Annotated in this window: 2 protein-coding genes; both read right to left on the reverse strand. The window is 50.1% G+C overall.

Features of this window, described 5'->3' with window-relative positions:
• The coding region (locus MPL1_RS11825) for a PAS domain-containing protein (RefSeq protein WP_009727371.1) at positions 1-225 on the reverse strand (225 nt) is incomplete at its 3' end.
• A gap of 199 nt (positions 226-424) precedes the next feature.
• The coding region (gene rep / locus MPL1_RS11830; protein ID WP_009727372.1) for a DNA helicase Rep at positions 425-2,365 on the reverse strand (1,941 nt) is incomplete at its 5' end.

Raw genomic sequence — 2,365 nt, forward strand, 5'->3', positions numbered from 1 at the left:
CTGGCCGCTCATGACCCGATCAATAGAGTCCCGTGTCAATGCCAGATCATCCGGGTGCATATAGTCGGTGATCGGCGTGCCAATCAGCTCTTTGGCTTGATAACCAAGCAATGACTCACAGGCATCACTGACAAAAACAATCTGGTTGTCGCGATCAACCACAAACACCGTATCCAGCATCAGATGGATGAGTTTGGGATACAGCGATTTCAAATCAACGGACATAGCTCAGGGGTATCAGGTTTGATATGCCGATTATAGTCTGATCGTCAGCGGAACCGTTAAAGCCAGGCTTATTCACTAAAGATGCCTGTCATTGAGGGCGTAGCCGAGGAATCTCATACTTTCCTTTGAAATGCCTCCGTGGAAAGTATTTTGAGTCTTTTGTTGAGCTTCATGCCTCAACCCAACCTATTGGCTAGGTTTATTTAAGCATTGAACGGATATTGGATAAATGAGCCTTGCCGCGTTCCTTACGCTCCTCCGGATCCACCTGTGTTTTTTCGTTCATCCAGATAAGATCTTCGGCTGGCAGCTCGCGCAGAAAGCGGCTTTCTTCGCATTCCATTCGTTCACCATAGCGTTTGCGACTGTTGGCCATGGTCATCACCAGACTGCGTTGCGCTCGGGTGATGCCTACATAGGTCAGGCGGCGTTCTTCTTCAATAGAGTCAATTTCAATGCTGTTGCGGTGCGGCAAGATTTCTTCTTCCATGCCGATCATGAACACATGTGGAAACTCCAATCCTTTGGCAGCGTGCAGTGTCATCAGGTGCACAGCATCGGCTTCATTTTCATCTTCCTGCCGATCCAGAATATCCATCAAGGTCAGACGTGCAGCGATGTCACCGATGCTTTTTTCTTCGGTGTCCTGATCAATCAGGCGATCGATCCAGTTAATCAGCTCGATGACGTTTTCCATGCGTCGTTCGGCTTTATTGGGATCACCACTGGTTTCTTCCAGCCAGCCGCGATAGTCGATTTCCTCGACCATGTCCTTGATAGCTTCCAGCAGGTTGCCGCGTGCAGCCCGGTCAGCGATATCGACCAGCCAGCGACTGAACACATCAAGGTTTTGCGTCGCCTTGGCTGGTAACTGTTCCGCCAGCCCCATTTCAAAGCAGGCACCAAACAGACTGATATTGCGTTTACCTGCATATTCACCCAAAGCCTGCAACGTCGAGGCACCGATGCCGCGCCGTGGTGTATTGATGACCCGCAGAAACGCATTGTCATCATCCTGATTAGCCAGCAAACGCAGATAGGCCATGATGTCTTTGACTTCGACTCGCGAGAAAAACGAGGTACCGCCGGTCAGAAAATACGGCACATTGTGTTCACGTAATACTTTCTCAATCGGTCGTGACTGATGATTACTGCGATACAGAATGGCGTAATCCTTGAAACTGGCCTGATGTTTGAGCTTGTGATACAGCAGTTCGGAAACGACCTTTTCGGCTTCATGCTCATCATCACGACAGCCGATAACACGGATCGGATCGCCCTCGCCCATGGCACTCCATAACTGCTTTTCAAATACATGCGGATTATGGCTTATCAGCTTGTTGGCGACTCGCAGAATGCGACTCATCGAACGGTAATTCTGCTCCAGCTTGATCAGCTTGATACGTGGAAAGTCGGTATTGAGCTGCGCCAGATTTTCTGGTCGAGCGCCACGCCAGGAATACACCGACTGATCATCATCGCCCACCACGGTGAGTTTTTCGCGTATGCCGACCAATTGCTTGACCAGTTCATACTGGCAGCCGTTGGTATCCTGATATTCATCGACCAACAGGTAGTGAATCTTGGCCTGCCATTTCTGCAGCACCTCACGGTGTTCACGAAACATCAGCACTGGCTGCAAAATCAGATCATCAAAATCGACAGCGTTATAGGCTTTTAACGCTTGCACATAACGTGGGTAAATCTTTGCGGCAAATTGTTGTTGGGCACCATCGGCTATCTGCTCTGCCTGAGCAGGCAGCACCAGTTGGTTTTTCCAATCCGAGATTTGGGTTTGCACCTGCTGGGCATGATCACTGTCGGCGGCAAAGTCACGGCCCATCAAATCCCTGAGCACTGCCAAAGTGTCTTGAGCATCAAAAATCGAAAAGCCATTGCGATAGCCCAGCGCCTGACCGTCACGACGCAGAATATTCAGCCCCAGTGTGTGAAACGTCGACACCATCAGACCACGAGTAGAACTGCGTTTGTTGGCCATCAGCTCGGCCACCCGGCTTTTCATTTCCCGCGCCGCTTTATTCGTAAACGTGACCGCTGCAATATGGCTGGCCTTGATATCGCACTGTTCAATCAGATAAGCGATTTTGCGGGTAATCACTCGTGTCTTGCCACTACCTGA

The organism is Methylophaga lonarensis MPL (assembly GCF_000349205.1).
In the GTDB taxonomy this organism is placed as follows: Bacteria; Pseudomonadota; Gammaproteobacteria; order Nitrosococcales; family Methylophagaceae; genus Methylophaga; species Methylophaga lonarensis.